This window comes from Pseudomonas sp. P5_A2_2 (assembly GCF_054177685.1).
The window spans coordinates 1-5,868 of sequence record NZ_JBGCUL010000244.1 but is presented as its reverse complement, the minus strand read 5'-3'; the positions used below and the strand labels follow the sequence as shown (position 1 = coordinate 5,868).

Annotated in this window: 5 protein-coding genes; all 5 read right to left on the bottom strand. The window is 61.1% G+C overall.

Translation table 11 applies throughout. The annotated features are described in order from the left end of the window. Window positions 1–56 precede the first annotated feature (56 nt). Complete coding sequence (gene cmoB, locus ACXRVY_RS15220) at window positions 57–1,013, bottom strand: tRNA 5-methoxyuridine(34)/uridine 5-oxyacetic acid(34) synthase CmoB (RefSeq protein ID WP_223458197.1); 957 nt, start codon at window positions 1,011–1,013, stop codon at window positions 57–59. Beyond that, complete coding sequence (gene cmoA / locus ACXRVY_RS15215; protein ID WP_458237681.1) at window positions 1,010–1,789, bottom strand: carboxy-S-adenosyl-L-methionine synthase CmoA; 780 nt, start codon at window positions 1,787–1,789, stop codon at window positions 1,010–1,012. Before cmoA ends, cmoB begins: the two co-directional genes overlap by 4 nt. Window positions 1,790–1,942: 153 nt before the next feature. Then, entirely contained in the window at window positions 1,943–2,578 is a 636-nt protein-coding gene (locus ACXRVY_RS15210; protein WP_223458462.1) for a lysoplasmalogenase, read from the bottom strand. A 2-nt stretch (window positions 2,579–2,580) separates the two neighbouring features. Further along, complete coding sequence (locus ACXRVY_RS15205) at window positions 2,581–2,973, bottom strand: protease inhibitor I42 family protein (RefSeq protein WP_223458202.1); 393 nt, start codon at window positions 2,971–2,973, stop codon at window positions 2,581–2,583. A 298-nt stretch (window positions 2,974–3,271) separates the two neighbouring features. Beyond that, entirely contained in the window at window positions 3,272–5,689 is a 2,418-nt protein-coding gene (lon, locus tag ACXRVY_RS15200; RefSeq protein ID WP_223458204.1) for an endopeptidase La, read from the bottom strand. Between the last annotated feature and the right edge of the window lie 179 nt (window positions 5,690–5,868).

Genomic DNA, 5,868 nt, shown 5'->3' with positions numbered 1-5,868 from the left:
CGACTGACACACCATCGCGAGCAGGCTCGCTCCTACAGGGATCTTCATCGGGATAATTATTTGCGGGCGACGATGACCGCCCGCATCGGCGCCGGCAGCCCTTCAATTGTCTTGCTGTGATCCTCGGGATCGAGGAAGTCACTGAGCGACTGATACTTCATCCACTCCGTCCCGCGCTGTTCCTCGACCGTGGTGGTGCTCACATCCACGCACTTTACATCGGTGAACCCTGCGCGACGCAACCACAATTCCAGCGCCGGTACCGACGGCAGGAACCACACGTTGCGCATCTGCGCGTAGCGGTCTTCCGGCACCAGCACCTGGTGCTTGTCACCCTCGACCACCAGGGTTTCCAGCACCAGTTCACCGCCCTTGACCAGGCAATCCTTCAGCGCCAGCAAATGCTCGATCGGCGAACGACGGTGGTAGAACACGCCCATGGAAAATACCGTGTCGAAACCTTCGAGGCTTGGCGGCAGGTCTTCGAACGGGAAGGGCAGGTGCCAGGCATTCGGCTCGGAAAGGTAACGCTGCACCGCCTGGAACTGGCAGAAGAACAGCCAGTTGGGGTCGACACCGATCACGCTGTCCGCGCCGGCGCCGAGCATGCGCCACATGTAATAGCCATTGCCGCAGCCGACATCGAGGATGCGCTTGCCTTTCAGGTCCAGGTGCGGGGCGACCCGCGACCACTTCCAGTCCGAGCGCCATTCGGTGTCGACGTGCACGCCGAACAGGTCGAACGGCCCCTTGCGCCATGGCGACAGGCCCATCAGCGCGGAACGCATTTGCGCGCGGGTTTCAGCGTCGCAATCGGTGTCCAGCTTCAAGCCGTTGAGCAAATCGACTTCGCTCGGCTGGATCTTCGGCAGGGCGTCAAGCGCACTTTGCCAGCGCTCCAGATCGCCATGACCCTTTTCCATTTTCTTGTCGAGTTGTGCCTGCAGGGTGTTGGCCCAGTCGGCCAGCGGGGTGCCGGCCAGACGGCGGGCGAGGGGGGACAGATCAATCATGGCAAGGCAATCAACGAGGCAAAGTTAAGACACTGGAACCACGGCACGACTTTCGAGAACCCGGCGGCCAGCAGGCGTTCGCGGTGTTCTCCGAGGCTGTCGGGCTTCATGACGTTTTCGATGGCGCTGCGCTTCTGGGCGATTTCCAGCTCGCTGTAGCCGTTGGCGCGTTTGAAGGCGATGTGCAGATCGGTGRGCAGTGCGTGTTCCTGCTCGTCTTCGAAGCGCAGTTTTTCCGAGAGGATCAAGGCACCGCCGGGCAACAGGGATTGACGGATGCGTGTCAGCAACGCGGTGCGCTGGTCCGGGGCGATGAATTGCAGGGTGAAGTTCAGCGCGACCACCGAGGCCGGCTGGAACTCCAGCGCGAGAATGTCGCCCTCGATCACTTCAACCGGCAGCAACTCCTGGAACATCGAATCCTGACCGTTGAGGTACTCGCGGCAGCGTTCGACCATCGCCGCCGAGTTATCCACAGCGATCACCCGGCAACCGTCGGTGCGCACGTGCCGGCGCAGGGCCTGGGTCACGGCACCCAGCGAAGAGCCCAGGTCGTAAAGCACGCTGCCCCGCTGGGCGAACTGCGCGGCGAGCACACCGAGGTTTTCGACAATAGTCGGATAACCCGGCACCGAGCGCTTGATCATGTCCGGGAACACCCGCACCACGTCCTCGTTAAAGGCGAAGTCAGGCACCTGGGCCAAAGGCTGGGCGAAAAGGCGATCGGATTCTTTGCTCACGGCGGTTCCAGCGGTGTAGGTGGAAAAGGCCGGCATTTTAGCCAAGTTGGCGCGGGGATGCGCGGGTTGTCTGATAAAGCGGTGGGATAGGTCTGGATTCTTCGTTGTCAGTGATATCGCTATCGCGAGCAAGCTCGCTCCCACAGGTAAAGCGCTATCCCTGTGGGAGCGAGCTTGCTCGCGATTGGGTCAACTCGGTTTCTGATCAAATGCCGAGGCAGTGATTCCCCATTGCCCCAGCCAATAACTGAGGATGATCACGTAAGGTGCGGCATCGAACGGCACCACAAACCGGCTGATGCCAATCACGCTGTCGGAGAACACAAACGCCACGGCACCACCTGCAGCCAGCAACGCCGAGCGTTTGGGCACATCGGTCCCGAGTCTGGCCAGAGCGCGCCAGAGCATCGCGCTGATGGCCAGGCCATAGACGATCACCGGAATCAACAATGGCCCCAGTCCGTTGGCAATCAGGATGCCCAACAGCACTGCGCCGACCACGAGGGCGATGATCAGCGGCAGCAGCGCCAGGCGCCGGCAATCGCTCAAGTAGGCTTTCAGATAGGCCAGGTGGGCGACCAGAAACGCCCCAAGGCCAAACACGAACAGATCCCCCGGCCATGCCAGCAACACATCGCCAAGCAGGGAGAAGATCAACCCCAGGCTGATCCAGCGCCGATATTCGCCGGGCGGTGCGTCATGCAGCCAGCCGAGCAGGGCCAGCACCGGCAGTGGCTTGACCAGCAGGCACAGCAAGGTGGCGTGCACGCTCAGGCCATAAAGAAAGGTCACCGCACCCATCAGCGCCAGAATCAGCCAGCCCACGCTCAGTTGACCGAGATCGCGCAGTCGAACGAATCCACCGGCAGCACTTCCGGTGCCCACGGCTGTTGCGAGGTCAGGCGCAAGCGCCCGGTGCCGGTCGCGAAGGCTTGAAAACGCCAGGTCGAAACTCCGGCCGAGCCGACGATGCCAGCATCTTCCGGGTTTCGATAAACCTCTGGCCCCAAGGCGTGTAGTACGCCACCGGCCGAATCCTGGATCGCCCAGCGATAACCCGTGGTCGGGTTGCTTGGCAGGGACAGGATCAGGTTTTGCCCGTTGGTGAGCTTCACCGGGCATTCGCTTTGTTTTTCCACGGTCACGTTGTTTGCAGGTTGCGTGGCGCATCCGGCCAGCAAGGCGAGGGCGAGGGGGGCAAGCAGGCGAATGTGGGACATAAAGTCAGTGGCTCCGGCGTTCACGACGAACGGCGAGCATAACTGAAGATGAGGCAAAGTGTGACAGCCAGCCTTGGACTGTGCTGCCAGAGCTGACGCCATCGTCGGATCGCCGCCCGGAGCAAGCTCGCTCCCACAGGGTTTTGCAGTGAACACAAAATTTGTGAACACCACCGATCATTGTGGGGAGCAATGCCCACACAGGTTTTTTACAGTGAACACAAAATGTGTGAACACCACTGACCACTGTGGGAGCGAGCTTGCTCGCGATAGCGGTAGTGCAGGCGCTACAGGAACATCAGAAAAGCACCTTCGCCACATCCGCAAACCGCTTGGCAAAGTGCACGGTAATCCCTTCCTTCAGATACTCCGGCAGTTCCTCGAAACTCCCCTGATTCGCTTCTGGCAGAATCAGCTCGAAAATCTTCTGTCGCCGCGCCGCAATCACTTTTTCCCGCACCCCGCCAATCGGCAGTACATGCCCGGTCAATGTCAGCTCACCGGTCATGGCCACGCCTTTCTTCGGCGGTTGATTGCGCGCCAGCGACAGCAGGGCACTGGCCATGGTCACACCGGCGCTCGGGCCGTCCTTCGGTGTGGCGCCTTCCGGCACGTGCAGGTGGACGAAAGCTTCGTCGAAAAATTTCGGATCGCCGCCATACGACTTCAGATGCGAACTGACGTAGCTGTAGGCGATTTCCGCCGATTCTTTCATCACGTCACCCAGTTGCCCGGTGAGCTTGAAGCCACGGTTGAGGGTGTGGATGCGTGTGGCTTCGATTGGCAGGGTCGCGCCGCCCATGCTGGTCCAGGCAAGGCCAGTGATCACGCCGACACCCGACAGCACCTGCTCGTTGCGGAACACCGGTTTGCCGAGCGACGTTTCGAGGTCTTTCGGCCCGAGCTTGATCACCGCTTTCGGCTCGTCGAGCAGTTTCATCACAGCTTTGCGCACCAGTTTACCGAGGTTTTTTTCCAGCTGACGCACGCCCGCTTCACGGGCATAACCGTCGACCAGTGCCTTGAGCGCGCTGTCGCTGATGCTCAGGCTGCCCTTGGACACRCCGGCYTTYTCAAGCTGCTTGGGCCACAGGTGACGCTTGGCGATGGCGACTTTTTCTTCGGTGATGTAACCCGACAGGCGAATCACTTCCATCCGGTCCAGCAACGGGCCGGGGATCGAATCGAGGGTGTTGGCGGTGCACACGAACAACACTTTCGACAGGTCCAGGCGCAGGTCCAGATAGTGGTCGAGGAATTCGACGTTCTGCTCAGGATCCAGGGTTTCCAGCAGCGCCGAGGCCGGGTCGCCCTGGTAGCTCTGGCCCATCTTGTCAATCTCGTCGAGCATGATCACCGGGTTCATCACTTCGACGTCCTTCAACGCCTGCACCAGTTTGCCCGGCTGTGCGCCGATGTAAGTGCGGCGGTGGCCCTTGATCTCGGCTTCGTCGCGCATGCCGCCAAGGCTGAAGCGATAGAACGGCCGGCCCAGGGATTCGGCGATGGATTTGCCGACGCTGGTCTTGCCCACGCCCGGCGGGCCCACCAGCAATACGATGGAGCCACTRATCTCGCCCTTATAGGCCCCGACCGCGAGAAATTCGAGGATGCGGTCCTTGATGTCGTCGAGGCCGGCGTGGTGTTTGTCCAGCACCTTGCGCGCGTGCTTGAGGTCGAGTTTGTCCTCGCCGTACACGCCCCACGGCACCGAGGTCGCCCAGTCGAGGTAGTTGCGGGTGACCGCATACTCCGGCGAGCCGGTTTCGAGCACCGACAGCTTGTTCATTTCCTCTTCGATGCGTTTCTGCGCTTGTGGCGACAGTACTTTACCGGTCAGTCGCTGTTCGAACTGCTCGAGGTCGGCGCTGCGGTCATCCTTGGTCAGGCCCAGCTCCTGCTGGATGACCTTGAGTTGCTCCTTGAGGAAGAACTCACGCTGATGCTCGCCGATCTTGCGGTTAACTTCAGCGGAAATCTCTTTTTGCAGGCGCGCGACCTCGACTTCCTTGCGCAGCATCGGCAGGACTTTTTCCATGCGCTTGAGCATGGGTACGCAGTCGAGGACTTCCTGCAGCTCACTACCGGTGGCCGAAGTGAGGGCGGCGGCGAAGTCGGTCAGCGGCGACGGGTCGTTGGGGCTGAAGCGGTTGAGGTAGTTCTTCAGCTCTTCGCTGTACAGCGGGTTGAGCGGCAGCAGTTCCTTGATCGCATTGATCAGCGCCATGCCGTAGGCCTTGACCTCGTCGGTCGGCTCGGTGGGCTGGTGCGGGTATTCGACTTCCACCAGGTACGGCGGGCGGTGATGCTTGAGCCAGGTCTTGAGGCGTACGCGGGTCAGGCCCTGGGCGACGAACTGCAGTTTGCCGTTTTCGCGGCTGGCGTGGTGCACCTTGACCAGCGTGCCGTACAGCGGCAGGGCCGAGGTGTCGAAGTGGCGCGGGTCATCCTGGGGCCTGTCCATGTAGAACAGGGCCAGGGAGTGGTGTTCGGACTTGGCCACCAGGTCGAGCGTCTCGGCCCACGGCTCTTCGTTGACGATGACCGGCAGGACCTGGGCCGGGAAGAACGGTCGGTTGTGAATCGGGATGATGTAGACCTTGTCCGGCAGGTTCTGGCCGGGCAAGGCCAGGCCTTTGCCGGGTTTGTGCTGTGGGGCGTTTTGCGGATCGGCGTATTCGCTCGGGTCTTCGGGGAATTCCTGCTGGTCGCTCATGGGGGCACCTGCGCAATGGGTATGGGTCTTAGATGGGGCAGGTTGGCGGTGGTTTCAACGGTCATTTTCTGCAATGCGGTGTTTCGCTGGTGTGTTCAGCGCAGAGACAGGTTAGCTGGATTTCGGCGCGACACCGTTCAACTGTAGGAGCGAGCCTGCTCGCGATAGCGGTCTGACAG

Coding starts and splice junctions, on each gene's coding strand:
- cmoB (WP_223458197.1), bottom strand. CDS start 1,013: ATGATTGATCTGTCCCCCCTCGCCCGCCGTCTGGCCGGCACCCCGCTG.
- ACXRVY_RS15205 (WP_223458202.1), bottom strand. CDS start 2,973: ATGTCCCACATTCGCCTGCTTGCCCCCCTCGCCCTCGCCTTGCTGGCC.